This is a genomic window from Arenimonas sp. MALMAid1274 (assembly GCF_049195245.1).
In the GTDB taxonomy this organism is placed as follows: domain Bacteria; phylum Pseudomonadota; class Gammaproteobacteria; order Xanthomonadales; family Xanthomonadaceae; genus Arenimonas.
This window is the reverse complement of sequence record NZ_JBMIRR010000011.1, coordinates 1-1174: the sequence shown is the minus strand read 5'-3', so window position 1 is coordinate 1174 and position 1174 is coordinate 1. Positions and strand designations below refer to the sequence as shown.

Annotated in this window: 1 protein-coding gene; it reads right to left on the bottom strand. The window is 66.7% G+C overall.

Annotated features, from left to right (window positions below; all coding sequences use genetic code 11):
* Position 1: 1 nt before the first annotated feature.
* The coding region (gene tuf, locus ACOQFR_RS00055; protein ID WP_421377381.1) for an elongation factor Tu at positions 2 to 1174 on the bottom strand (1173 nt) is incomplete at its 5' end.

Sequence of the window (1174 nt, the reverse complement as noted above, 5' to 3'; positions counted from 1 at the left end):
CTTACTTGATGACCTTGGCAACCACGCCGGCGCCGACGGTGCGGCCACCCTCGCGGATCGCGAAGCGCAGGCCCTCGTCCATCGCGATCGGGGCGATCAGGCTGACCACCATCTTCACGTTGTCGCCCGGCATCACCATCTCCACGCCTTCCGGCAGCTGGCAGGCGCCCGTCACGTCGGTCGTGCGGAAGTAGAACTGCGGGCGGTAGCCCTTGAAGAACGGGGTATGACGGCCACCCTCGTCCTTCGACAGCACGTACACCTCGGCCTCGAAGTCGGTGTGCGGCGTGATCGAACCCGGCTTGGCCAGCACCTGGCCACGCTCCACGTCGTCACGCTTGGTGCCGCGCAGCAGCAGGCCGGCGTTGTCGCCCGCCTGGCCCTGGTCCAGCAGCTTGCGGAACATCTCAACGCCCGTCACCGTCGTCTTCACCGTCGGCTTGATGCCCACGATCTCGATTTCGTCACCGACCTTGATGATGCCGCGCTCGATGCGGCCCGTGACCACCGTACCGCGACCCGAGATCGAGAACACGTCCTCGACCGGCATCAGGAACGCCTTGTCGATGTCGCGCTGCGGCTCCGGGATCCACGTGTCCAGCGCTTCCACCAGCTTCAGGATCGACGGCACGCCGATCGGGCTCTGGTCGCCTTCCAGCGCCGAACGCGCCGAACCGGTGATGATCGGGGTGTCGTCGCCCGGGAACTCGTACTTGCTCAGCAGCTCGCGGACTTCCATCTCCACCAGTTCCAGCAGCTCGGCGTCGTCCACCAGGTCCGCCTTGTTCAGGTAGACCACGATGAACGGCACGCCCACCTGGCGGGCCAGCAGGATGTGCTCGCGCGTCTGCGGCATCGGGCCGTCCGCGGCCGAGCACACCAGGATCGCACCGTCCATCTGCGCCGCACCCGTGATCATGTTCTTCACGTAGTCGGCATGGCCCGGGCAGTCCACGTGCGCGTAGTGGCGCGTCGGCGACTCGTATTCCACGTGCGCGGTCGAGATCGTGATGCCGCGCGCCTTCTCTTCCGGCGCCGCGTCGATCTGGTCGTACGCCTTGAACTCGCCGCCGAAACGCTCGGCGCCGATCTTCGTCAGCGCCGCCGTCAGCGTGGTCTTGCCATGATCGACGTGACCGATGGTGCCGACGTTCACGTGCGGCTTGGTGCGCTC